This is a genomic window from Lysinibacillus zambalensis (assembly GCF_040183165.1).
In the GTDB taxonomy this organism is placed as follows: domain Bacteria; phylum Bacillota; class Bacilli; order Bacillales_A; family Planococcaceae; genus Lysinibacillus; species Lysinibacillus zambalensis.
In genome coordinates, this window is sequence record NZ_JBEGDG010000017.1 from 66,348 (window position 1) to 91,856 (window position 25,509).

The following is a 25,509-nucleotide window of genomic DNA, read 5'->3' on the forward strand; positions in this document are numbered from 1 at the left end:
CGTCATAATAGAATGATAGAAAGCGTAGTGAGGTTGGAGGAAAGACGAATGAGTAAAGAAGATTATCGCGATAAAATCGAAGAACATCGTCAATCTTTTGAAGAAGAACAAAAAGAACAGGAAGCTTTATCTAGAGTTGCAAGAATGAATAAAAATGGAAGTAATAATAAAAAGCCAAAAAATACAAAACGAAAAACGCCATTAATGACGATTCTTTTTGTAATTTTTATCTTAATTCCATTATCAATATTAGTCTATTTCTTAAAATTCTATGAACCTGGATCAACGATTGAAGAAGCTGAAAAAAATTCTTCGGAAGAAATTGTAGAAATTGATAATTCGGGGGATAAAGCTGTACCTGTGTCAACTGACAAAAACAAAGATGGCGATAAAGCAAAGGAAACGTCTAAGAAAGACGCAGAGAAATTAGCATCAGAACAGAAGGCAGCAGAGGAAGCGAAAAAAGCCGAAGCAGCCAAGAATGCAGAAGAAGCTAGAAAAGCCGAAGCAGCTAAGAATGCAGAGCAAGCTAGAAACGCAGATGAAGCTAGAAGAGCACAAGCCGAAGCAGATAGAAAAGCTGAACAAGCACGTAAGGCTGAGGAAGCACGAAAAGCAGAAGATGCAAAACAATCTGCAAATGCAAGTACACATACTGTAAAAGCAAATGAAAACCTATATCGTATTGCATTGAATCACTACGGTGATGGCAGTGAAGCAACACTAGCAAAAATCCGTGCAGCCAACGGTATGTCTTCTAATAATATATCAGTTGGGCAAGTGATTAAGTTACCATAAGAAAACGGATGTCATTCTTTGGCAATAATGTTTTTCGAGTATAAAATAATGGACAAACGTTAACACCAAATAGGGTTAAGGCGTACGTCTTATTTAGTGAAAAGGCGATTCTTTATTTTAAATGAATCGTCTTTTTGTTTTCGTAAGGAGAAGTGAAAGAATGATTTATTTTGGACTATTTATTTTAGTAGTCATCGCGTTCGTGCTTTATATGTTGAAGGTTGCACATGAAAATAACGTGTTACATCATCAATTACAATTAAAGGGTGAACAGGAAAAGATCCGACTATTTTTTATTTCGGATACCCATTTACGCAAAATTAACCGCCAGATGATTGAGCAGTTAGATGGTCCATTTGATGCTGTTATTATTGGTGGAGATTTTGCAGATGGACGCACACCCATTCAACGTATTCATGACAACCTAAATTTATTAACGCCTTTAGGACCAACTTATTTTATATGGGGTAATAATGACAGAGAAGTAGGCGAAGAGAGATTTCGAAGTATTTTACAGGACCATGGTGTTCAGATTATTGCCAATGATGCTGTATTACTCCCTAAGAAAAACCGCTTTTGGCTTAATGCAATTGAAGATACATCTATAATGAAAAGTAGGTTTGATGAAGCATTTGCAAAGGTCGAAGAGAAAGACTTAGTTGTTTTTATCGCACATAACCCTGGTGTTTTTGCAGAAGTCCGTGCAAAATTTAGAGCAGACTTAATGATGGGTGGGCATTTACATGGTGGTCAAATTAGAATTGGCCCATATGGAGTGCATCCTAAAGGCTCATATCGGGAGCGTGAAGGTGTGATGACGTTAGTAAGCAATGGTTACGGTACGACATTATTACCTTTCCGGCTTGGTGCGAGACCGCAGTGTCATATTATTGACATTGAAGTTTCGGGTAAATAAACAACCAAAACTCTTTAGAAGGCGTATAATGGAAGCGATAAGGATTTATTCGGTAAATGCCCAATTAATCAATTATGCCTTGGTATAATTGCGTTTGGAATCGGCTTTGTGCATGCACAAAGAACTCCTTTCCGATTTCCGTGACATCCGGCGGAGGCTTTAGGCCAACAAAAACATTAGTAGCTGACGTTTCACTTTCGCTACGAAAACATTTGTAGCTGACGTTTCACTTTCGCTACGAAAACATTTGCTGAAAGAAGTTAAAAGTAAAGTATTAGTATTTTGCTAATACAAAGTTGATAGGAGTGTCAAGAAATGCAGCAAGTAGATGCAATTATTGTTGGAGGAGGCCCATGTGGTTTAGCGGCAGCAATAGCCTTGCAAAATATTGGTTTAAAGCCAATTGTTATTGAAAAAGGAAATATCGTAAATGCGATTTACAATTACCCTACACATCAAACTTTTTTTAGTACGAGTGAACGACTAGCTATCGGCGATGTCCCTTTTATTATTGAAGGTCGTAAACCAAAGCGAAACCAAGCACTAGTTTATTATCGAGAAGTTGTGCGTTTGAAGGATATTCAAGTAAATCGCTTCGAAAAAGTAGATAGCGTTGTAAAAAATGGAGAGATGTTTACAGTAACGACAGATAAAGAGGTTTATACAACACCTTATGTTGTGATTGCAACAGGCTACTATGACCATCCAAATTATTTAAACATTCCAGGTGAGAAATTACAGAAAGTCTACCATTACTTTAAAGAGGGACATGAATTTTTTGATACTGATGTTCTTGTAATTGGTGGGAAAAATTCGGCAGTAGATGCAGCGCTTGAGTTGAATAAGGCCGGAGCTCGCGTTACTGTTGTCTACCGTGGTAGTGAGTATTCACCTAGCATCAAGCCATGGGTTTTACCAGAATTTGAAGGACTAGTACGAAATGATGAAGTCCAAATGCATTTCAATACAAATATACTGGAAATCCGTGAGCATGAGGTCGTTGTAGAAAAGGATGGCAACGAAAAAACATTCAAAAATGATTTTGTTTTTGCGATGACAGGCTATCATCCTGACCATTCATTTATTCGAGCAATGGGTGTCTCTATTGATGATGAAACGGGTCGTCCTTTCTTTAATCCAGAAACTATGGAAACGAATGTAGAAGGATTATTCATTGCAGGAGTTATTGCAGCTGGAAATAATGCCAATGAAATTTTTATTGAAAATGGTCGTTACCATGGCGATTGTATTGCGAAGACAATTGTAGAAAAAGAAAAATAGCAATAGGAGCTGTATAGGCAAGTAAGCTGCTTATACAGTTTTTTTTCGGAAAGAAGAGCTGAAGCGATGGATGAAAGAGTCCAAGCGAAGGAAAAAAGGGCTGAAGTGACGGATTGAGAGCAAGGCGGCTCATCCGATGCTCCCTATGAAAGGCCCACTCGAACGGAAATCAACCCCGCGTTATAATGATGATAAGTAATTTCTCTAATCAAATTGAAGTTGTTAAAAAGGTATGAAGGAGCTCTTGGATAATATTGATTACTTAGTTATTTTGTAGGGAGCTTTATGACGGTTTATTTTGTTGGAAAAGTATATGGTGTTAAATTACAAGAAGAAAGAAGTAAAAACATAGGGGCTAGAAATGCAGGTAGTATGATTGGAAAAGATGCTTTTATTTGGACCTTTTTAGGGGGTACTTTAAAAGGTGCTCTCATTGTTTTACCAACAAAGTTCGATTCCGTATGCATTACCAGCAGTACTTGTTGATAATGTTGTTGCAGTATTACAAGCATATCCAGAAAGATATGGACAGCTACAGCAACGTTTTAATTTCTTTCAGCAGGTGTTCAAAAACCCGCTGAAAGAAGTTAAAGCCTTCGGACGGATGTCACGGAATCGGAAAGGAGTTCGCAAAGGATGTTAGCCTAAAATCATCGCATCCATGCGATAATGGCTAACTGACCTGCATCGGTAAAAACGCCACGTCCTGTGGCATTACCGAAATGACCGACATCGTGTCGGCCCTCTTGCAGGCCTAAGCACAAAGCCGATTACGGACGCAATTATGCCGAGGCATAATTGATAACATAACATTGCAGCAGCTACCATTCAGGCACTATCAAGTTTCAACTAGACAGTATCCGATGCTCATCACTTTACAGCTTTCTAAGGATTTGGCAAATTTACAGAGAGATTTAAATTTAAATGGTTTTTATGTTCATGCGGATAGCCAATACTTACGTCGAAGAAATTTCGTACAGCTGTTTGTTATCCAGCCAGATTTTGATATAGCAATCGATCAGTTACATAATATTTTAGGTTATTATAAGCAAATTTTAGATGCATAAGCCAACGTGAATATCGAATACATTAGCCTTACATGAAAAATTCTTTTAAATCAATAGGCGCTCCAACTTTATTGAGCCCAATTAATAATTTTAATCGAGCCTTTTGACCATTAATGCCGGTTGCAAATATAGCTCCTAGGTCTTCGAGCATTTTGCCACCGCCATCATAGCCGTATACACCTTCTGCGATACCATTAAAACAACGGGATACGAGTATAACTGGAATGCCACGTTCTATAAGACTTTCAATACCTTTCACTACTGATGGAGGGACGTTGCCTTGTCCAAGGCCCTCTAATACAACGCCATCATATTTACATGCGAGTACTACATCAAGTAAATCAACTTCCATGCCAGCGTACACTTTCAGCATAGCTACTCGTTTTGATAATCCATCTATATCTACATATTGACGGCGGATAGGAGCATGATGAAATAATATTCTTGATTTTGTAATAAGTCCGATCGGGCCATACTGAGGTGACTGGAAAGTATTTACTGAACTGGTACTTGTTTTTGTAGTATTAATAGCAAGGTGGACTTCGTCATTCATGGCAACAAGAACGCCTTTCTTGCGAGCTTCTTCATCTACAGCTACACGAACGGCTTCTACTAAATTATAAACGCCGTCTGCACCAAGTTCGTTTGAGGAGCGCATGGCACCTGTTAAAACAATAGGAATTGATAAATCAGTCGTTAGCTCTAAAAAGTATGCTGTTTCTTCTAATGTATCAGTACCATGGGTGATAACAACGCCATCAATTTTCTCCTCTGCAACTTTTTTGATAATAAGATTACGTAATTTAAGCATTTCTTTTTGAGTAATATGTGGTGATGGGAGGTTAAATGCCTCCATTTCAATAATTGTGGCAAGCGCATCAAGTTTACTACTTTCCTTCATAAGAGGATTTTCCTTGTTAGGCATAACGGCACCTTCATCGCTCATCGCCATAGATATTGTTCCACCTGTATGAATTAATAAAATTGTTTTTTTCATAAAAAATAATATCTCCTTTTAAAAAGTTTTGTGTCATAACATGGTATAATAATAGCAGTTTATCTTCATGTAATAGATGTTTTTTGTCGGAAAATGTCACAAAAGTTTTCCGCCTATGACATACGATATACTTTTTGTCCATTAACCGACAGAATAGATAAACATAGGCTATGAAATTTTACATCCTGCAAAAATGCTAAAGTTAACCAACATTGTGATCCGGACGCTTCACTTTCGTATAAAAAACATTGTTGGAAAAGTCAGAAGGATGTCACGAATTTTAAAATCTTAACATCATTATGTCAAGGTGAAATTGATTTTTGAAAGGGGCCGGCATCATGATCATCTTATTATCAGCTGCCATTGCTCCCGGTTTAGCGCTTTTTAGTTACTTTTATTTGCGCAATCAGATGGCAACGGAGCCAAGAAGAACCTTACTTCAAACGTTTTTGTATGGCGCATTTTTAACGTTCCCAATCTTGTTCTTACAATATGTACTAACAGAGGAAGGGGTCTTTCGATATCTTTATCTACAAGATGTAGTTTTTTCGAGTGTAGTTGAAGAGTTTTTTAAATGGTTTATTCTGTTAATCGCAATCTACAATCATGTAGAATTCGATGATCCTTATGATGGCATACTGTATGGTGCAAGCATATCTCTTGGTTTTGCCACAATTGAAAATGTTCTTTATTTATTTTCTTTCGGTTTAGATACTGCTTTTATGCGTGCATTATTACCTGTATCGAGTCATGCTTTGTTCGGTGTTGTAATGGGCTATTATTATGGACGTGCCAAGTTTTCAAAGTTTGCAAAGACGAAAGAAATGATTGCTATGGCGCTTTGTGCACCGGTAGTATTACACATTTTATATAATACAATTTTATCATTTAAAGGATATTGGGTATATTTAATGATACCTTTTATGCTATTTTTGTGGTGGTTTGGGCTACGAAAAGTCAAGCTTGCTCACTATCACCTAGTACAACATTTGCATATGCATAAAAAAATATAAAGCGTAGAAATCTAAAAAAGATTTCTGCGCTTTTCTTTTTAACTTCTTTCAGCAAATGTTTTCGTAGCGAAAGTGAAACGGCAGCTACAAATGTTTTCGTAGCGAAAGTGAAACGGCAGTTACAGAAATCTTCCACCTCTATAGTGGTGAGAGGAATACGGATTTAAGTTACTTTTCAGCGGGGGTCCAAACACGCTGAAATATAGGAACTCAATCTAAAAACGCCAGGTCCTGTGGCAACGACTGAGTGACCAACATCATGTTGTTGCTGACGCTACGTTAGCACTGCGCTTTCACACAGAAAACATTTGTTGGCCCAAAGCCTCCAGTGGATGTCACGGAATCGAAAGGGAGTTCAATATAGGCTAACTGACCTGCATCGGTAAAAAACGCCGCGTCCTGTGGCATTACCGAAATCACCGATATCGTGTCGGCCCTCGTGTTGTGGCTGACGCTTCGCTTTTGCAAAGACAAAACCAAGACCTTTTGCTGACGCTACGTTAGCACTGCGCTTTCGCACAAAAAACATCTGCAGGCCTAAGAACAAAGCCGATTCCGGACGCAATTTCGCTGAAGCAAAATTGATATGTATAAAATGAGTCGTTTGTTTCAAGCTATGAAAAAAAGGAGTGATGATAGTGCGTTTAGTAAGCATAATTTTTGCTTTGATTTTGGGGATTAGTATATTTGCTATTCCGCAAAATGATGCCATTGCATTTACCGAGCAACAAATTTCTCGTGGTGCTTATGGGGATGATGTAATTGAGCTACAAGCAAGGCTACAATACTTAGGATTTTATAAAAGTAAAATTGATGGCAAATTTGGCTATAACACATATTGGGCTTTACGTAATTTCCAAGAAAAATATGGTTTACCAATAGATGGAGTAGCTGGTGCTAAAACTAAAAAAGCTTTATCAGGTTATTCAGATTACGATGAAGGATGGGTCAAAGCGCAATTAAATGCAGGAAATCAATTCACCTATTTTGGTGGAGTTCCACTTGATCAGCAAGTGAAAGCAAACACTGGCGGCGGCGGTGGCGGTAAAAGCAGTGGTAGTAGTAATAATAATGGTACTCAAACTCAAATACCTCCAAAATATACTGACAGAGATATTCAGTTAATCGCGAATGCTGTTTATGGTGAAGCTAGGGGAGAGCCTTATGAAGGGCAGGTAGCAGTAGCGGCTGTTATTTTAAATCGTTTAGAGAGTCCTGATTTCCCAAATACTATTTCAGGTATCATTTTCCAACCGCTAGCCTTTACTGCGGTGGCAGATGGACAAATTTGGCTTGAACCAAACGAACGTGCAAAAGAAGCGGTTCTTGATGCTATGAATGGATGGGATCCTTCAGAAAATGCACTTTATTATTTTAATCCGAAAACAGCTACAAGTAAGTGGATTTGGTCAAGACCTCAAATTAAACGAATTGGAGAACATATTTTCTGTTCATAGAAAGGAGGAAAACAAATGAGAACTATGCTCGTTATACTCACTGCGGCAGTTATTGGCTTAGGGGCATATAGCATTAATATGTACGGAGAAAATAAAAGTTTACAACGTACTGTGCTAGCTCAGTACACAGATAATTTAACGGATGCATCTGAAAAATTATCGCATCTACAAAGAGCTGTTTCACAATCTCTATTGTTTCGAGATGATCAAGCGATTCACAATGAGTTAGATTCTGTTTGGCGACTAAGCTCTGACGTTCGAACGTCTATGTCTAATATTCCTATCGGGCAGGAAATGTCGAACGACTGGCTAAATTACTTAGGGCGCCTCGGAGATGAGGCAAAGAAAACATCTAAAACAGGTGATTACCAAGCTTGGCGAGAAAAAATGCCACAAGTCTCTACAAATTTACAATCTCTTTCAGATGAATGGTCAGCTGCAACAGTAGATTTTTATAAAAATAACGGTAAAATGGATGTCTGGTTACGACAAGTAGATACGAAGAACCCTAATACAACATTTGATAATGTGCAAAAGACATTAAAGGATTACGGCGAAAAAGATTTCCCGCTTACATTAAGTGAATCGGATTGGCAGAAAAAAATAGAACTTAAAGCATTACAAGATTCAGTCATTACTGAAAAAGAAGCATTGGAAAAAGTAAAACAATTATTCCCTATCATAAAAGATGCAACATTTACTGTTACAAAAAGTAGCGATACTGCACCATATCCGTTTTATCATATCCAATTCCACCAAGGCATTCGTTTAGGATATGTTGATTTAACAGAAAAAGGCGGGCATTTAATTTCCTACTTAGTGGAACGTCCGGTAGATGAAGCAAGGGTATCGCAGGATGAAATTATGAAAAAAGCTGAAGAATATGTAAAAAGACTTGGAATGAATGATGTTGCATTTGTGGAAACTCGTGAAAATCATCAGGCATGGCATGTGACATTTGCACGGGTTCACCCAGGTGATAATGCATTGGTATATGCGGATGGGGTGCAATTAAAACTTGCTAAGGATACAGGCGAGTTACTTGGTGCAAATGCGATGGAATATATTCAGGAAGAGACGATTAAACAACAAACAGCAAAACCAATTGATTGGAAAACTTTCTTCGATGCCGACGTGAAAGTAGAAGAAGTAAGAAATATTTATACAGATAATGGTCAATTTGAACAGCGCCTTTGTTATGAGGTAATTGCGGTACGTGATAAAAATACGCAAGAAACGTTCAGAATTGTTATTGACGCAGAAAATCACAATGTTTTAAAAGTGGAATATTTAACGTAATCTAAGAAAAAACTACCAGTTTTTATATAGCCAGAATGGGCATCTCATGCGATAATAAAGTATATTTGTGTTCGAGGAGATGCTCATGGAAATAAAAATTGGTACTCAATTAGAACTTGAACCAACTTATACAGAGAGTGTTGAAAAATTTCGCTGTAAAGTTGTAGAACAAACTGAAAATATTATTTATATCGATTATCCAATAAATGTTGCCACAAACAAAACTGCTTTTTTAATAGATGGATCTGAATTTAGAGCAACTTTTCACACGGATGATAAACTTTCATTTGCTTTTAGTACTGAAGTGGTTGGGCGTAGAGCTGGTAACATTCCTATGATTATGTTGCATTGTCCGAAGGAAGATGACTTTATTAAAATTCAGCGTCGTGAATATGTACGTGTGGAAACGCCTGTAGATATAGCGATACAGTTTCAAGATGCCAAATATCAGCTAGTAACAACGGATATTAGCGCAGGTGGATTGGCAGTTCTCCTGAAAGGGGTAATTAATTTCCAAGCTGGTGATGATGTTCAGTTAACAATCGTTTTACCATATGCCAACGGAGATGTTAAATACGTGATTACGGATGCGACGGTTGTTCGTATATTCGAAAAAGATGCCCAAAAAATTGCCACTATACAACTAACAGATACTGATGATGTAGACCAACAGCATATTGTTCGTTTCTGTTTTGAACGTCAGTTAGTGAATCGTCGTAAAGAAATAAATCCTTTTGATGATTAATTTTTTCGCTTATTAATTGTTTTCTCAACCGCTATAGGTGGGTGAGATGAATGCGGATTTAAGCTGCTTTTCAGCGGATGTCCAAAAACCCGCTGAAAAAGAGGAACTCGGTTTAACAACGCCACGTCCAGTGAAATTTTACTGAAATGACCGATATCATTCGTCCCTCATGCAGGACAAATCACAAAGTAGATTCTGGAGCAATTATGCCGAGGAATAATTGATAGGAAGTTTACACACCTTCAACTTGAGTAGTAATTAGATTTTAGAAAGAGGTTGGGACAGAAGGTTTTAAGTAACTTGAAAAGCCGAACTATTATAACAGTGCTGACACAGCATTCTACAATAGTTCGGCTTTTTGTATTTCAATAAATAAAAAGTAAATTTATCATTCGGCTTTGGATACAGATAAATTAGTTATGTCCCAGCCTGTTTTTTATGATACAATATGGTGTGATAGAAAGTAGGGGGAAATATGAAGAAAAACATTCAAATTGCGATTGATGGACCGGCTGGCGCTGGGAAAAGCACAATCGCAAAAATCGTTGCAGAGGCACTTGAATTTACTTATATCGATACAGGTGCTATGTATCGTGCTGTCACGTATAAAGCAATGCAACAAAACATACATTTAGATGATGAAACAAAATTAGCAGAAATGCTTGCATCTAGCACAATTGACTTAAAGCCTTCTTCTCAAGGACAACTTGTCTTTTTAGATGGAAAGAACGTTTCTGCTGAAATTCGATCAAATGAGGTCACTTCATCTGTTTCACAAGTAGCAGCTCATGCTAAAATACGCGAACTATTAGTAAAACAGCAACAAAAGCTGGCAGCTAATGGCGGTGTAGTGATGGATGGGCGCGATATTGCTACACATGTATTAAAAAATGCAGAACTAAAAATATTTATGTCTGCAACTGTAGAAGAGAGAGCAAGACGTCGTTTTATTGACAATCAAAAGCGAGGAATTGAATCTACCGTTGAAAAGCTTCAAGAAGAAATTGCCCTGCGCGATAAAATGGATAGCGAGCGTGAAGCATCACCACTAATTCAAGCAGAAGATGCCATATTTTTAGACACGACAGCATTGTCAATTGATGATGCAGCACAGGCCATTTTAAAATTAGCGCAAGAAAAAATGCTGTAAATCCGAAAATTTCAGACAATTTTTTGAATTTAAAGGATTTATTTTTGTCTTTGTCTTCAATATCGAATAAAATAGTAAGGGAAGATGCGAAGGAGGGTTACATATGTCTGAAGAAATGAACAATGTAGAACAAACGTTTAACGAAGGTGATATCGTCAAAGGTATTGCTGAGCAGGTTGATGAAAAAGCGGTAACTGTTTCGATCCCAGGTGCACCATTTGACGGTATTGTACCGATAAGTGAATTATCAAGCCTACACATTGAAAAAGCGTCTGACGTCATCTCTGTCGGAGATGAGTTGGAGTTGATGATTACAAAGGTTGAAGAAGAAAACTATGTATTATCAAAACGTAAAGTAGATGCTTTAAAAGCATGGGATACACTTGAGCAAAAATTCAACGCAGAGGAAATTTTCGAAGCGGAAGTAAAAGATATTGTTAAGGGTGGTCTTGTCGTAGATTTAGGGGTACGTGGCTTCGTTCCTGCATCCCTAGTAGAAGACTACTTTGTTGATGATTTTGAAGACTATAAAGGTAAGTCTCTTAACTTTAAAATTGTTGAGCTTGATAAAGAAAAAAATCGCTTGATTTTATCACACCGTGCTGTAGTGGAAGCTGAAAAAGCTTCTCAAAAGAAAGATGTTATTAACCAAATTAAAACTGGCGATGTTTTAGACGGTAAAGTACAGCGTATTGCATCATTTGGTGCCTTTATTGACCTTGGTGGTATTGATGGCCTTGTTCATATTTCACAAGTGTCTCATGAGCATGTGAGTGATGTGAGTGAGGTTTTATCAGAAGGACAAGAGGTGAAGGTGAAAGTCCTTTCTGTAGACCCAGCAAATGAGCGTATTTCATTATCTATTAAAGAGACGATACCTGGTCCTTGGTCGAACATTGAAGAGCGTGCAGCTAAAGGTACAGTGTTAGATGGAAAAGTAAAACGTCTTACTTCTTTCGGAGCATTTGTGGAAGTTTTCCCAGGAGTAGAAGGTTTAGTGCATATTTCGCAAATCGCGCATAAGCACATTAATACGCCTCATGAAGCTTTAAAAGAAGGACAAGAGGTACAGGTGAAAGTGCTTGACGTAAATGCTGCAGATGGCCGTTTAGCATTAAGCATTAAAGATTTACTTGAAAATCCTGAGGCAGAGGAAGTAATCGACTATGAATTACCAGAAGAAAACACAGGTTTCTCTTTCGGTGATGTCATTGGCGATAAGCTGAAAAACTTTAAATAAACTTGACAAGCGAGGATACGGTTTGTGTCCTCGCTTTTTTATGGAGGAAACGGATAGAAAAGCCAAAGCGATGGGAAGAACAATCAAAGTAAAACGGATAGAATAAATCAGACTCGAAGATAATTACATCACATCGAACATTCAAACAGCTCAGCCGAAATGATATAAAAATTTCTAAATAGACTTAAAGAACGGTACATAGCGCGCACATTCATGGATATGATATGATATAATGGCATTTTTCGTGTATAATAGCGAAAGACAAGAAGTTGGAAGGATGAAGTACAGATGACGAAACCAGTAGTAGCCATCGTAGGTCGTCCGAACGTAGGTAAGTCGACGATTTTTAATCGTATCGTTGGAGAACGTGTCTCGATTGTGGAAGATATTCCAGGCGTTACACGCGACCGTATTTATAGTTCGGCAGAGTGGTTAACACATGACTTTAATATTATTGATACAGGTGGTATTGAGATTGGGGACGAGCCGTTTTTAGAACAAATTCGTCAACAAGCGGAAATCGCCATTGATGAAGCGGACGTTATTATCTTTATGACAAATGGTCGTGAAGGTGTAACAGCTGCTGATGAGCAAGTAGCTAAAATTTTATACAAAACAAAAAAACCGGTCGTTTTAGCAGTTAATAAAATTGATAACCCGGACATGCGCGAAATGATTTATGATTTCTATGCGCTTGGCTTTGGTGAGCCTTGGCCAATTTCTGGTTCTCACGGCTTAGGCTTAGGGGATTTATTGGACGAATGTGCTAATCATTTCCCTAAGGAAGATGAAGAGCAATATGGAGAAGAGGTTATTAAATTCTCGTTAATTGGTCGTCCAAATGTCGGAAAATCTTCGTTAGTAAATGCATTTTTAGGCCAAGACCGCGTTATTGTGAGTAATATCGCAGGGACTACTCGAGATGCTATTGATACTCCGTATGTGTATGATGATCAGGAATATGTCATTATTGATACGGCAGGTATGCGTAAAAAAGGGAAAGTATACGAAACGACAGAGAAATACTCTGTATTACGTGCATTACGAGCAATTGAACGTTCTGATGTTGTTTTAGTCGTTCTAAATGCAGAAGAAGGCATTCAAGAACAAGATAAAAAAATTGCAGGCTATGCGCATGAAGCAGGAAAAGCTGTTGTTATCGTAGTTAATAAATGGGATGCTATTGAAAAAGACGAAAAAACAATGAACGTCTTTACACAGCAAATCCGTGAGCATTTCTTATTCTTAGACTATGCACCGATTATTTTTGTATCGGCCAATACAAAGCAGCGTGTACATCAAATTTTACCGATTATACAACGTGTAAGTGAAAACCATGCAATGCGTATTCAATCATCTATCCTTAATGAGGTGATTGAGGATGCTGTGGCACGTAACCCAGCACCAGCTGATAAAGGACGCCGTCTTCGTATCTACTATGCTACTCAAGTTGCGATCCAGCCACCGACATTTGTCGTATTTGTTAATGAACCAGAGCTAATGCATTTCTCTTACGAACGATTTTTAGAAAACCGTATCCGAGAAACATTTGATTTTGAAGGAACGCCAATTCGATTAATTTCCCGTGCTCGTGCTTAGGAAAAATATACACATACAATACGCCAGCCCGACAATATTGTTGGGTGGCGTCTTTTTACAAAAGAGCAAAGTATAATTTTCTCTAGCATTTTTCGTAACTAATAAGAGTGAATTGTTTTTCTTAACAAGGGAGGATTTTGAATGGAAAAAGTTTGTGTGTTAGGAGCAGGCTCGTGGGGTACAGCACTTGCGATGGTGCTTGCAGAAAATGGGCATGATACACTTTTATGGACTCATCGAACAGATCAAGCTGAAGAAATAAACAACCAACATACTAATAGAAAGTATTTGCCTGAAACTGTACTGCCGACAAATTTGTATGCGACAAGTGATATTGCTAAGGCAGTTGCTCATTCGGAAACAATTATCGTAGCAGTGCCAACTAAGGCTATTCGAGAAGTATGTGAAAAAATGTGCGTAACTCTCGATAAAAAAATACTGTTTGTGCATGTATCGAAGGGAATTGAGCCTGATACATTAAAACGAATTTCAGAAATTTTAGAAGAAAGTCTACCTGCAGAATTTGTAGAAGAAGTTGTAGTACTATCAGGTCCAAGTCATGCAGAGGAAGTTGTCTTACACCACCCGACAACGGTTACAGCAGCTTGTGCAAACATTGAAGCCGCAGAAAAAGTGCAGGATTTATTTATGAACCAATATTTCCGTGTCTACACAAGCAAAGATGTGATTGGCGTAGAAATTGGTGGTGCATTAAAAAACGTAATTGCATTAGCGGCAGGTATTTCAGACGGCTTAAATTATGGTGATAATGCTAAAGCGGCACTTATTACTCGAGGCTTAGCTGAAATTTCACGTCTTGGTGTTGAAATGGGAGGGAATCCATTCACATTTTCAGGACTTTCAGGCATGGGGGACTTAATTGTAACATGTACAAGTGTACACTCTCGTAATTGGCGCGCAGGTAATTTATTGGGGCAAGGAATGAAACTACCAGAGGTACTCGATCAAATGGGCATGGTTGTTGAGGGGGTACGCACAACAAAAGCGGCCTATCAGCTAGCAGAGAAATATGATGTTGCTATGCCAATCACTGCGGAGCTTTATAGTGTTCTATTTAATAATATCGAACCAAAAATAGCGGTTGATACATTAATGATGCGTATGAAAAAACCAGAAATCGATGACATGATATACTAAATTAATGGAAATGGATAAATAAGGTTAATCAATATACCTAATCTATTTGATTAGTTTTGTCATAAAATGGACATAAATAAGGTGTCTCAGAGAATATCTGAGACGCCTTATTGTGTGCTTTTAATTAATTATTTTAAACAGGATGTCCATTTAACTTCTAGCAAAAGTCTCCTACCTCTATAGACGGTGGTATGATACGGTTTTAAGCTACTTTTCAGCGGATGTCCAAACACCCGCTGAAATAAAGGAACCCAGTCTAAGAACGCCACGTCCTGTGGCAATGACTGAGTGACCAACATCATGTTGGCCCAAAGCCAATTTCGGACGCAATTATGCCGTGGCATAATTAATTGATAGTTATTGGACAACTATTTCTTTTTAGCGAAAGCACATAGTATAATATATTTTGATTGTTTCGTGACGTTGTAGAAAGGTGGTTGTTTTAAATGGGTCCGTTAGCACATTTACCTGCGCTTGATGTAATGTGGGTATCGTTTTATTGTATTGGCTTTTTGATTATATCTATTGGTTTAATTTATCTCGGTCGTAATAAGATTTCGAACGTTTTTTTACGTACAATCGTAAATTTAATTGCATACATACTGTTTGGACTTGGCACATTTTTAATGGTTCTAATTGTAGCCACATGGCCAGCATAAAAATGATGAGGTGGAAGTGACATGAAAAAACTAAGTGCTTTTCTTTTGGTAATTGTAACCGCTGTACTTCTAGTAGGTTGTGCATATCCAGAAGACGAAAAAAGGGCAAAAGTAGTGCCGGATGCTGATAATTTAGCTGCGGTTCAGCGTGCGGTTGATGAATATCGTGAAGCAACTGGTGGACTAGTTCCAATTAAAAATAGCGAGCAAGATACAGATATATATATAAAATATTTAATTGATTTTGAAAAACTAATGCCTAAATATCTTGCGCAAATTCCTGGGAACGCCTATGAAAAGGGTGGGGTTTTCCAGTATATTATTTGGGAACCTGAAAATGAAGCTAAAGTAAAATTGGTAGATTTAAATGCCGCAGAGCGAATTCGTGAAATTAATATTCGTAAACTTTCAAGCGAATATTTACCGATAAAGGGTGTATCTTCTGATAATGTATTTCAAATTAACTTTGAAAAATTGGGGTATAAAACAGATGTAACTGTGAAGAGCCCTTATTCTGGTGCTGAATTACCAATATTTATGACAGGCGATGGCGAAATGCATGTCGACTATTCAGTAGATTTAGGGCAACTACTAAAAGAAGAAAAGCATGACGTAAAACCTGGAGATGATATTCGTCAGCTACTTATCGATAAATATCCAGTAGTGCCAGCTTATTCATTACCATATACAGTAGATGAAAAAGGTGAGCCGATTTATTTTATGGACGCCTATAATAGTGACGCAAAAAAAGCTAGAGAAAAATTAATTCAAGAGTATGAATCCAAAAATAAAAAAGATTAGTCAATAAGCTCCTTACATTTGTGAGGGGCTTTTCATATTTATCTAACCGATCGCATATAGTGAAAAAGCGTAGATAAAGGAGGCAGAAACCTTGAGTGAAGCAGTATTTAGAGAAATTGCAGAGCGCACAAATGGCGATGTTTATATTGGTGTTGTCGGTCCAGTACGTGTAGGTAAATCAACATTTGTAAAAAAGGTTATGGAATCGGTCGTGTTACCAAATATTGTGGATGAAACAGAAAGAATGCGTGCACAAGACGAGTTGCCACAAAGCTCGCCGGGGCCAGTCATAATGACTGCTGAGCCGAAGTTTGTGCCTGCCCAAGCAACACGTATTGCTGTCGGTGAAGATGAAATGACCTTCCAAATTCGTTTAGCAGATTGCGTTGGTTATGTCATTGACGGTACAAAGGGCTATGAGGATGAAAATGGTCCGAAATTTGTGCATACACCTTGGCATACAGAGCCTATCCCTTTCCAGGAAGCGGCGAAAATAGGCACGGATAAAGTAATTCGTGACCATGCCAATATTGGAATTGTTGTAACAACAGATGGCACGGTCAATGGTATAAGTCGTCGTGCGGCGGAGAAGGCTGAAGAGGAAATTGTAGAGCAATTAATGGATATTGGAAAACCTTTTGTTATTGTATTAAATTGCCAAATGCCAGCTCGGGAGGAAACGGTGCAGCTTCGAAATGAGCTATTTGAGCGCTATAATGTTCCGGTAATTGCCATTTCGATTGATCAAATGCGCGCATCTGATATTCAGTATATTTTGCAAGAAGCATTATTTGAATTTCCAATTCGAACAATTGAGGTGGAAAAGCCAGATTGGTTAGATGTTTTAGATGCAACACATCCATTAAATGTTGCATTAATTGATTCGATGGAAGAAGTGTTGTCATCTATTATGAAAATTAGAGATGTGCAGCAGGCGTCAGATGCTTTTAAAGCCATTGATTTTATTGATCAAAGTGAAGTGGTACATGTGGATGCTGGTATTGGAACTGCGGTCATTCGAGTATCATTACAAGGCGAGCTATATAAGTCGGTTTGTAATGAATGGCTAGATGAACCAATTGAGACGAAGCGTGATTGGCTACTCTTTATTAAAGAGGCGGCAGAAGCAAAAGAGGCACAAAAACGCTTTAAAACTGCTATTAGTCAAGCAGATTCGACTGGTTATGGTGTCACATTGCCAATGATGCAGGAGTTTGAACCAACAGCACCAGAACTCATTAAACAAAATAATTTTTATGGTGTGCGTATGAAGGCAAAAGCGCCATCATATCATATTATTCGTGTAGATATGGAATCAGAATTCGCGCCACTAATAGGCTCAGAATTCCATAGTCAACAATTACTTAAGGACTTAAATCATGCTTATTTACATGATCGTGATGCTTTATGGAACACGCAACTTTTTGGAACTCCGCTTCATGAAGTGTTAAAAGAAGGAATACGCTATAAAATGGATGCAGTTCCAAATACAGCTAAAAAACGGATGCGACAAACAATTGAACGTATGGTGAACGAAGGCGATAGAGGATTAGTTACATTTATTTTGTAGTGATAAAAAGAAAAATAAAGCGCAAAAAAATACTACAGGGCTTTTCGTTCTTATGCGAAAAGTCCTGTTATTTTTGTTTTTTGGGTGAAAAACTAATTTTTTGGTTATAATCATGAATGAATACAGTTGCGTAGCGGTTTTCTATGTGTTAATCTTTTTACAGAATTGGTTCATGACCCTTTGAGAGGAGGTGAATGGTGTGAATAAAACAGAATTAGTAAACTCTGTTGCTGAAGCTGCAGGTCTTTCTAAAAAAGACGCTTCTAAAGCAGTTGAAGCTGTATTTGATACAATTCAAGATGCTCTTGCAAAGGGTGACAAAGTACAATTAATTGGTTTTGGTAACTTTGAAGTACGTGAACGTGCGGCTCGTAAAGGTCGTAACCCACAAACTGGTAAAGAAATCGAAATCGCTGCTAGCAAAGTACCTGCTTTCAAACCAGGTAAAGCGCTTAAAGATGCTGTAAAATAATACACGTCTAGTAGTTACATAGAGCAGTCTTCATGTATACGAACATGGAGGCTGCTCTTTTTAACTTATTTCAGCGAGTGTTGCATAGATAACTGTACATAGAAAGATCACATAAACGTCAGTGTAAGCAAAATAGATTTCCTATGCACAATGTAGGTCTATCGATGAAAGTCGAGATTTATTTTTTGAAACTTGTAGATATACTTAGTAGGTTGGGCTGGAGATAGGGCATCTCCTTAGAGGATCACTGTCACTGGGACGCAAGCGAGTTGGGGGACGAATGCTAAAATCATCATATTTGTCATGACCTTTCGCAGAAAAAACTGTCAGCACGACTTCTCTAGAAAGAAGCGTCTTGTCGAAATGGTCAACCTGACGTCATTGTGATGAGCAAAAATTTACAAAATATACTACTAATTAGTAAGTGTGAAGTGGCGATTTTGCTTATATCGTGTTGAATTTCTTTTGAATCAAGTAAGTCATTTTGCGCTTACCTTTTGGATATGCTACGATGCATAAGGAAATGTGTAATGTATTGATACGCAGGAGGGTTTTTACGGATGTCGAATGTTGATTTATTGAAAATAGAAGAAGCAGTAAAAATGATATTAGAGGCGGTAGGCGAAGATGTAAATCGTGAAGGTTTACTCGATACACCAAAACGTGTAGCAAAAATGTATGCAGAAATGTTTAGTGGCTTACATGAAGACGCAAAAGATTATTTTAAAACAGTGTTTCATGAAGACCATGAGGAATTAGTACTTGTAAAGGACATTCCGTTTTATTCGATGTGTGAGCATCATCTTGTGCCTTTTTACGGAAAAGCGCATGTCGCATACATACCAAACGATGGCATTGTTGCTGGACTAAGTAAATTAGGACGCGCAGTAGAAACTATTGCTCGTCGTCCGCAATTACAAGAACGTATTACCTCTTCAGTGGCAGAGACAATTATGGAAATGCTCTCTCCGAAAGGTGTTTATGTAGTGATTGAGGCAGAGCATATGTGCATGACGATGCGAGGGCTTAAGAAGCCTGGATCTAAAACTGTGACATCGGTTGCACGTGGTATTTACGAAGAAGATGAAGTAAAACGTAGAGAAGTTTTATCATTTATTCAAATGTCTTAATATGCATGTCTAATTATGTTATGATGGACTAAGAATTTGTCGGATTTAAGGAGTGTAAAGACAATGTCACAAGATTATATTGTTATTCAAGCAGAGGAAGATGGCGTGCATGTAATCGGTTTAACTCGAGGTACAGATACAAAGTTCCATCATTCTGAAAAATTAGATGCAGGCGAAGTTATGATTGCTCAATTTACTGAACATACATCTGCCGTGAAAATACGTGGGAAAGCACAGATTCATACAGCTCATGGTGTTATAAATAGCGAAACGAAAAAGTAATGAAGAACAATGACAGGCAGAAGTGCTTTAAAAATGGATTTGTGTTGATGGCAAATTAGTGATGCACATATAAATCGACTAAATGTGTAAAACTGTTTTTAACTTATTTCAGCAATTGTCTTTATGTAGCGTAAGCATCAGTGCAACGACGGGTACAGAAACGTTAAAGCTTTCGGATGTCATGGAATCGGAATGGAGTTCAATAAAGGTTGTTAGCCCTAAGATCATCGTATTCATGTGATAAGGGCTAACTGACCTGTGGTATTACTGAAATGATCGACCTCGTGCAGGACTAAGCACAAAGCCGATTCCGGAATCGATTATGCCGAGGTATGTTTGATTGGGGAAACTCTACTGCCTGTCATGTTGAATAAAGCAAAAAATTTTTATTCCGAATCGTCGCGTGTGCTATAATGACTCAGTAAGCAAGCGTTAGATCCATGAAGTGGCTAACGTATTTGAAAGTGAAATGGAGTAAGGTCTATGAATGCAACATACATTCAAAATTCAATTGCACAATTAAAAACAGAGATTTTCATGGATGTTCGTCATAGAACTTTGCAAAAATACACAGGAGTGCCTGTGCTCGATGAAAATCAATTATTTTACTTGTTAGTTCCCTTTTTGAATGGTGAAGAGTGGCAACAAGAGGAAAGAGAAGCTGCAATCACGGTTGGGATTGTGTACGCAGCTTTAGCGGCGCACGATCATATTAAAGAATTAAATGCCACATCAAAAGAGCAGCAGCTAACCGTTTTAGCTGGGGACTTTTATAGTGGTCGTTATTATGAGATTTTAGCGAAGTCGGGAAATGTCGCATTGATTAGAAATTTGTCGCAAGGAATTGTGCAACGTTGTGAACACCAAATTAAAGTATATGAGGCAGAAAAACGAACACTCGAACAATGGTATGCCTCAATAACTAACATTGAATCGGGATTAATCTCAAAATTTTTTGAGCTCTATTCGTTTGGTAACTATATTCCAATTGTGGAAAAGAGCTTATTAACCTTGCGTTTAGAAAGAGAATGGGCGACTTATCAACGTGGACAAGTAACGGTAATGAGTAGGGTTCTTGAAGAAAGTGCGAGATATGCTGGAGTGACCTATGGCAACGTTATACAGGATAAAATTGTGCAATTAAAAACAGAGCTGTTACAGGTGATAGAAGAGGCATCATTTTTACAAGGTGATGTAAAACTAGCTCTACAAGCACATGTAGAGGCATCCATTGCTTCTACTAATGGATAAGAGAGGTTTTTCGAAATGGCTAAAACGAAAGAAGAGCACGTGCACGAAGTATTTGAAAGTATTTCGCAAAGCTATGACAAAATGAATGGTGTTATTAGCTTCCAGATGCATGTTGGCTGGCGCAATGATACGATGAAGCGTATGGCAGTAAAACCTGGAGCGAAAGCACTGGATGTTTGCTGTGGTACGGCAGATTGGACAATTGCATTAGCTGAGGCAGTTGGTGAAAGCGGAGAAGTAAAAGGGGTAGACTTCAGTAAAAACATGCTGAAGGCTGGTGAGCAAAAAGTAAAGCCATACCCACAAATTGAACTAATACATGGAAATGCTATGGAATTACCTTTCCCAGACGATACATTTGATTATGTAACAATTGGTTTTGGGCTTCGCAATGTACCAGATTATTTACAAGTTTTAAAGGAAATGAATCGTGTTGTAAAACCTGGAGGAATGGTTGTTTGTTTAGAAACATCTCAATCTGAAATTCCCGGCTATCGACAATTATTCCGTTTTTATTTTAAATATATAATGCCGGTATTTGGTAAAATATTTGCGAAAAGCTATAAAGAATATTCTTGGTTACAGGAATCAGCAAATGATTTCCCAGGTATGAAGAAGTTAGCGGCAATGTTTGAGCAGGCAGGTTTAGAAAAAGTAACGTACAAAGCATACAGTGGCGGTGCTGCGGCAATGCATATGGGCTTTAAAAAGGTACGTTAATGGGGGAAGGTTTTCACAAGTGGAAAAGATGAAGTTAAAACTACTCTATTCCGATTTGAAATCAGATATCGAAATCATTGAAAAAGAATTAGAAAGAGCAGTGAACTCTTCTTCAGGTTTGATCAATGATGCTTCTCTCCATTTATTGCAAGCTGGTGGTAAACGGATACGACCAATTTTTGTGTTGCTTGGCGCGAAATTTGGCGACTATAATATCGAAAAGATGAAGGATGTAGCCGTGCCAGTAGAGCTTATTCATATGGCATCACTTGTGCATGATGATGTAATTGATGATTCCAATATGCGAAGAGGACGCCCGACTGTCAAATCACAATGGAATAATAGAGTTGCAATGTACACGGGCGATTTTATTTTTGCGCGTGCACTTGAATATATTACAAAGCTTGAAGACCCATTAGTTCATCAAATTTTAGCACGTACGATGGTGGAAATTTGTAACGGTGAAGTCATTCAAATCGAAGATAAATTTAGATTAGATCAAGGCTTAAAGGATTATTTTAGACGAATCAAACGCAAGACGGCATTACTAATTTCTTCTAGTTGTGAACTTGGTGCAGTAGCAGCAGGTGTCGATCCCAAAACAGTGAGACATTTGAAACGTTTCGGCTATTTTGTAGGCATGAGCTTCCAAATTATCGATGATGTTTTAGACATAATGGCAACAGATAAAGAATTAGGGAAGCCAGCCGGTAGTGATTTATTGCAGGGGAATATTACATTACCGATTCTACTGTTAAAAGATGATCCTGGAATGCAACCTTATTTGGCAAAAGTATTTGCAGGTACTTTGACAGAGGTAGAACGTCAAAATATGTTACGCTATGTGCGTAAATCCGACGCGATTGAGCAAGCTAATAAAATGAGTGATAAATATTTGAAAAAGGCATTACAGGAAATAGATGCATTACCAAAACATCCCGTCAAGAAAAAACTACGTGATGTCGCTTTATTTATGGGTAAGCGTAAATTCTAGCTTTTTGTTGTACAAAGCCCGATTTTTTGTTAATATTTATCGGTAGGTGTAAAACCTGTTATACGAATTTAAGGAGTGTTTTAAACATGGCAATCGAACAAACTTTTTTAATGGTTAAGCCTGATGGCGTAGAACGTCAAGTAGTAGGAGATATCGTAGATCGTTTTGAACGTCGCGGTTTTGTATTGAAAGGTGCTAAATTAATGGTAATTCCTACAGAATTAGCAGAAAAGCACTACGCTGAGCATGCTGAGCGTCCATTCTTTGGTGAATTAGTTGATTTCATCACTTCTGGTCCTGTTTTCGCTATGGTATGGGAAGGCGAAAACGTAATTAAGCTTGCTCGTACAATGATGGGAGCAACTAAACCTGAAGAATCTAACCCAGGTACAATCCGTGGTGACTATGCAACAACTGTTTCTCACAACATCATTCACGGTTCTGATTCACTTGCTTCTGCTGAGCGTGAAATCGGCTTATTCTTCGGTGAAGATTTAGTTTAATTTCTTTCAGCGTTTATCTCCGACTTAGTGAGATGACAATTATGCTAAGGCATAGTTGAATTTGCAAATAGATTAAGCAATCTCAATTCAATTTGAGATTGCTTTTTTTATTGCTCTGAAAATGGAGTGCGGTTACTTAATAAATAGAAAAAAATAGACCTATAAAATCAGTGTGGAAATTTTCTAAATACATATAGAATTGTTAAATACTTATTAGTCATGTAAAATAAAAGATGTAATATTCTGATAATTATAGTTTTTGAATAGCTTAATAATCAAGAATATATTTCATAGCATCTAAATACATTGGATGCTATGAAATGAGAGAATTGACAGCGCAAAGGGGTTTTTTTATGAGAGAAGTGGTAATTGTATCAGCAGTTCGTACAGCAGTTGGCAGAAGTAAAGGGGCATTAAGTAATGTTCGTGCAGATGACTTAGCGGCTGATGTACTGCAAGAAGTGGTACAACGAGCGGGGATCAATAAGGGTCAGGTGGAAGATGTTATTTTTGGCTGTGTGACGCAAACTGCTGAACAGGGAGCAAATATAGCCCGTACGGCCCTATTAATGGCAGGTTTTCCGGAGAGTGTACCAGGTGTGACAATTGATCGTCAATGTGGTTCAAGTCAGCAGGCTGTTCATTTCGCTGCACAGGCTATATTAGCAGGCGATATGGACATTGTTATCGCTGGTGGAGTTGAAAGTATGACGAGGGTGTCAATGGGTTCTAACATGAAGGGTGCCCACGCAGGTAAACGATTACAAGACAATTATACAATTATTCATCAAGGGTTATCAGCCGAAAAAATAGCGGAAAAATGGAACTTGTCGAAGGAGCAGCTCAATAACTTTGCTTACAATAGTCATAGACGAGCATTAGGTGCAATTGAGGCAGGCCATTTTAAAAAGGAAATACTGCCTGTCCAAGTTACAGAAGAAGACGGCACGGTGAAAACATTTTCTGTTGATGAGGGACCACGGGCAGAAACGACAGTTGATAAATTAAATGGATTAAAAACCGTTTTCCAAGAAGATGGTGTGATAACAGCCGGTAATGCAAGTCAAATGAGTGATGGTGCCTCAGCTGTAGTTATTATGTCTTTAGAAAAGGCGGAAGAGCTTGGCATCCGACCGCTTGCAAAAATTGTTACAAGAGTTGTAGTTGGCTCAGATCCGACGTTAATGCTAACTGGTCCAATTGAGGCAACTAGACAAGCGCTAGAACGTTCAGGTCTTACGATCGAGGAAATTGACACGTATGAAGTAAATGAAGCTTTTGCGCCAGTACCACTTGTTTGGTTGCGTGAAATTGGAGCAGATCCAAATAAGTTAAATCCAGATGGTGGAGCAATTGCTTTAGGGCATCCACTAGGAGCGACGGGCACAAAACTGTTAACAACGATGCTATACAGAATGGAACGAGAAAATTTACAGTATGGCTTACTTGCAATTTGTGAAGGTATGGGAATGGCGAACGCTACTATCATTGAAAAAATGTAAAAGGGGTTGTGTTTGATGAATGAAGTAAAAGCGGTTGTAACAGGGGGAGCATCTGGTTTAGGAGAGGCGACTGTTCGTAGAATTGTTGCTAAGGGTGGCAAAGCAGTTATTTTTGATCTTAATGACGAGCGAGGACATGCACTAGTAGAGGAGTTAGGGGAGAATGTCCAATATGCACGCGTTGATGTGACAAAAGAAGCTGATGTAGCGGCAGGGCTTGAGCAAGCAGTAGCAACATTGGGCTCCATTAATGTCACAGTGAATTGTGCTGGAATTGCTGATGCAAGTAAAGTACTTTCAAAGCGTGGTGTGCATGCACTAGGTTTATTTGAAAAGGTGATTTCTGTGAATTTAATTGGTACGTTTAATGTGATTCGTCTAGCAGCCGAGAAGATGCAACTGAATGAGCAAAACGAGGATGGTCAGCGCGGCGTTATTATTAATACTGCATCTGTGGCGGCGTTTGATGGGCAAATAGGACAAGCAGCATATAGTGCCTCAAAGGGTGGTGTGGCAGCGATGACGTTGCCGATTGCTCGAGAGCTTGCTGAAATCGGTGTACGTGTCATGACGATTGCTCCAGGATTAATAGAAACACCAATGTTTGCGTCGCTGCCAGAGCCAGCAAGAACAGCACTTGCTCAAATGACGCCTTTCCCTAAACGACTTGGAAAACCAACAGAATATGCGTTGCTGGTCGAAGGTATTATCCAAAATGGTTTGTTAAATGGTGAAGTCATCCGCTTGGACGGCGCGATTCGTTTGCAGCCAAGGTAAGAGGGATTATAAAGGTGGTTGATTCTTGCTAAATTAGCCAGAAAGAATGACGAAGGCTAAAACCATTTTCCTGTTAGTAGCTTTCGTGAAAAAATGCTTGTCTACGGATAGTGAGGCGAAGAATTAGC

28 protein-coding genes are annotated in these 25,509 nt (G+C 38.3%); 26 read left to right on the forward strand and 2 right to left on the reverse strand.

Annotated features, from left to right (window positions below):
- Positions 1-48: 48 nt before the first annotated feature.
- From ABNX05_RS19160 to ABNX05_RS19185, 6 genes are all read left to right on the forward strand, one after another.
- Positions 49-798, forward strand: a complete 750-nt coding sequence (locus ABNX05_RS19160) for a LysM peptidoglycan-binding domain-containing protein (protein WP_349661168.1) — start codon at positions 49-51, stop codon at positions 796-798.
- 160 nt (positions 799-958) lie between these two features.
- Positions 959-1,714: a metallophosphoesterase gene (locus ABNX05_RS19165; RefSeq protein ID WP_349661169.1), complete on the forward strand. Its 756-nt coding sequence runs from the start codon at positions 959-961 to the stop codon at positions 1,712-1,714.
- A 315-nt stretch (positions 1,715-2,029) separates the two neighbouring features.
- Positions 2,030-2,995 carry a YpdA family putative bacillithiol disulfide reductase gene (locus ABNX05_RS19170; RefSeq protein ID WP_349661170.1) on the forward strand — a complete coding sequence of 322 codons (966 nt, stop codon included), beginning with the start codon at positions 2,030-2,032 and terminating at the stop codon, positions 2,993-2,995.
- 285 nt (positions 2,996-3,280) lie between these two features.
- Positions 3,281-3,481: a glycerol-3-phosphate acyltransferase gene (locus ABNX05_RS19175; RefSeq protein WP_349661171.1), complete on the forward strand. Its 201-nt coding sequence runs from the start codon at positions 3,281-3,283 to the stop codon at positions 3,479-3,481.
- Positions 3,420-3,638 (forward strand): hypothetical protein, encoded by a 219-nt coding sequence (locus ABNX05_RS19180; protein ID WP_349661214.1) that lies wholly within the window; start codon positions 3,420-3,422, stop codon positions 3,636-3,638. Before ABNX05_RS19175 ends, ABNX05_RS19180 begins: the two co-directional genes overlap by 62 nt.
- A gap of 169 nt (positions 3,639-3,807) precedes the next feature.
- Entirely contained in the window at positions 3,808-4,062 is a 255-nt protein-coding gene (locus tag ABNX05_RS19185; RefSeq protein ID WP_349661172.1) for a hypothetical protein, read from the forward strand.
- 28 nt (positions 4,063-4,090) lie between these two features.
- Here the strand turns inward: ABNX05_RS19185 and ABNX05_RS19190 are convergent, their stop codons facing one another.
- Positions 4,091-5,059, reverse strand: a complete 969-nt coding sequence (locus ABNX05_RS19190; RefSeq protein ID WP_349661173.1) for an asparaginase — start codon at positions 5,057-5,059, stop codon at positions 4,091-4,093.
- Between the two features lie 338 nt (positions 5,060-5,397).
- On the opposite strand from ABNX05_RS19190, the gene prsW reads away from it, so the two are divergent.
- Positions 5,398-6,072, forward strand: a complete 675-nt coding sequence (prsW, locus tag ABNX05_RS19195; protein WP_079559895.1) for a glutamic-type intramembrane protease PrsW — start codon at positions 5,398-5,400, stop codon at positions 6,070-6,072.
- 355 nt (positions 6,073-6,427) lie between these two features.
- Here prsW and ABNX05_RS19200 read toward each other — a convergent pair whose 3' ends face one another.
- Entirely contained in the window at positions 6,428-6,592 is a 165-nt protein-coding gene (locus ABNX05_RS19200; RefSeq protein ID WP_349661174.1) for a hypothetical protein, read from the reverse strand.
- A 118-nt stretch (positions 6,593-6,710) separates the two neighbouring features.
- Here ABNX05_RS19200 and sleB point away from each other — a divergent pair, with 118 nt between their 5' ends.
- The 19 genes from sleB (at position 6,711) to ABNX05_RS19295 (ending at position 25,381) form a co-directional block, all read left to right on the forward strand.
- On the forward strand, positions 6,711-7,529 hold the full coding sequence (sleB, locus tag ABNX05_RS19205; RefSeq protein ID WP_349661175.1) for a spore cortex-lytic enzyme: 819 nt from the start codon (positions 6,711-6,713) through the stop codon (positions 7,527-7,529).
- 15 nt (positions 7,530-7,544) lie between these two features.
- Complete coding sequence (locus tag ABNX05_RS19210; RefSeq protein WP_349661176.1) at positions 7,545-8,828, forward strand: PepSY1/2 domain-containing protein; 1,284 nt, start codon at positions 7,545-7,547, stop codon at positions 8,826-8,828.
- An 85-nt stretch (positions 8,829-8,913) separates the two neighbouring features.
- Positions 8,914-9,573 (forward strand): flagellar brake protein, encoded by a 660-nt coding sequence (locus ABNX05_RS19215; RefSeq protein WP_349661177.1) that lies wholly within the window; start codon positions 8,914-8,916, stop codon positions 9,571-9,573.
- A gap of 475 nt (positions 9,574-10,048) precedes the next feature.
- The gene (cmk, locus tag ABNX05_RS19220) at positions 10,049-10,723 is read left to right on the forward strand and encodes a (d)CMP kinase (RefSeq protein ID WP_349661178.1); all 675 of its coding nucleotides are present in this window, start codon (positions 10,049-10,051) and stop codon (positions 10,721-10,723) included.
- A 103-nt stretch (positions 10,724-10,826) separates the two neighbouring features.
- Positions 10,827-11,963, forward strand: coding sequence for a 30S ribosomal protein S1 (gene rpsA / locus ABNX05_RS19225; RefSeq protein WP_349661179.1), 1,137 nt, complete (start codon positions 10,827-10,829; stop codon positions 11,961-11,963).
- A gap of 288 nt (positions 11,964-12,251) precedes the next feature.
- The gene (der, locus tag ABNX05_RS19230; protein ID WP_349661180.1) at positions 12,252-13,562 is read left to right on the forward strand and encodes a ribosome biogenesis GTPase Der; all 1,311 of its coding nucleotides are present in this window, start codon (positions 12,252-12,254) and stop codon (positions 13,560-13,562) included.
- A gap of 141 nt (positions 13,563-13,703) precedes the next feature.
- On the forward strand, positions 13,704-14,720 hold the full coding sequence (locus ABNX05_RS19235) for an NAD(P)H-dependent glycerol-3-phosphate dehydrogenase (RefSeq protein ID WP_349661181.1): 1,017 nt from the start codon (positions 13,704-13,706) through the stop codon (positions 14,718-14,720).
- A 446-nt stretch (positions 14,721-15,166) separates the two neighbouring features.
- Positions 15,167-15,379, forward strand: coding sequence for a DUF2768 domain-containing protein (locus ABNX05_RS19240; protein WP_079559903.1), 213 nt, complete (start codon positions 15,167-15,169; stop codon positions 15,377-15,379).
- Between the two features lie 21 nt (positions 15,380-15,400).
- The gene (locus ABNX05_RS19245; RefSeq protein ID WP_349661182.1) at positions 15,401-16,180 is read left to right on the forward strand and encodes a YphF family lipoprotein; all 780 of its coding nucleotides are present in this window, start codon (positions 15,401-15,403) and stop codon (positions 16,178-16,180) included.
- A 91-nt stretch (positions 16,181-16,271) separates the two neighbouring features.
- Entirely contained in the window at positions 16,272-17,750 is a 1,479-nt protein-coding gene (gene spoIVA / locus ABNX05_RS19250; RefSeq protein WP_349661183.1) for a stage IV sporulation protein A, read from the forward strand.
- A gap of 199 nt (positions 17,751-17,949) precedes the next feature.
- Positions 17,950-18,222 carry an HU family DNA-binding protein gene (locus tag ABNX05_RS19255; RefSeq protein ID WP_004232618.1) on the forward strand — a complete coding sequence of 91 codons (273 nt, stop codon included), beginning with the start codon at positions 17,950-17,952 and terminating at the stop codon, positions 18,220-18,222.
- 560 nt (positions 18,223-18,782) lie between these two features.
- Positions 18,783-19,352, forward strand: a complete 570-nt coding sequence (gene folE / locus ABNX05_RS19260; protein ID WP_079559906.1) for a GTP cyclohydrolase I FolE — start codon at positions 18,783-18,785, stop codon at positions 19,350-19,352.
- A 63-nt stretch (positions 19,353-19,415) separates the two neighbouring features.
- Complete coding sequence (gene mtrB / locus ABNX05_RS19265) at positions 19,416-19,634, forward strand: trp RNA-binding attenuation protein MtrB (RefSeq protein WP_197141420.1); 219 nt, start codon at positions 19,416-19,418, stop codon at positions 19,632-19,634.
- Positions 19,635-20,117: 483 nt separating this feature from the next.
- The gene (locus tag ABNX05_RS19270; RefSeq protein WP_349661184.1) at positions 20,118-20,885 is read left to right on the forward strand and encodes a heptaprenyl diphosphate synthase component 1; all 768 of its coding nucleotides are present in this window, start codon (positions 20,118-20,120) and stop codon (positions 20,883-20,885) included.
- Between the two features lie 15 nt (positions 20,886-20,900).
- Positions 20,901-21,605, forward strand: a complete 705-nt coding sequence (locus ABNX05_RS19275; RefSeq protein ID WP_349661185.1) for a demethylmenaquinone methyltransferase — start codon at positions 20,901-20,903, stop codon at positions 21,603-21,605.
- Between the two features lie 19 nt (positions 21,606-21,624).
- Positions 21,625-22,599, forward strand: coding sequence for a heptaprenyl diphosphate synthase component II (hepT, locus tag ABNX05_RS19280; RefSeq protein ID WP_349661186.1), 975 nt, complete (start codon positions 21,625-21,627; stop codon positions 22,597-22,599).
- Between the two features lie 86 nt (positions 22,600-22,685).
- Entirely contained in the window at positions 22,686-23,102 is a 417-nt protein-coding gene (gene ndk, locus ABNX05_RS19285; RefSeq protein WP_053482577.1) for a nucleoside-diphosphate kinase, read from the forward strand.
- Between the two features lie 353 nt (positions 23,103-23,455).
- Complete coding sequence (locus tag ABNX05_RS19290) at positions 23,456-24,604, forward strand: thiolase family protein (RefSeq protein ID WP_349661187.1); 1,149 nt, start codon at positions 23,456-23,458, stop codon at positions 24,602-24,604.
- 15 nt (positions 24,605-24,619) lie between these two features.
- Positions 24,620-25,381 carry a 3-hydroxyacyl-CoA dehydrogenase gene (locus ABNX05_RS19295; protein WP_349661188.1) on the forward strand — a complete coding sequence of 254 codons (762 nt, stop codon included), beginning with the start codon at positions 24,620-24,622 and terminating at the stop codon, positions 25,379-25,381.
- Positions 25,382-25,509 lie beyond the last annotated feature (128 nt).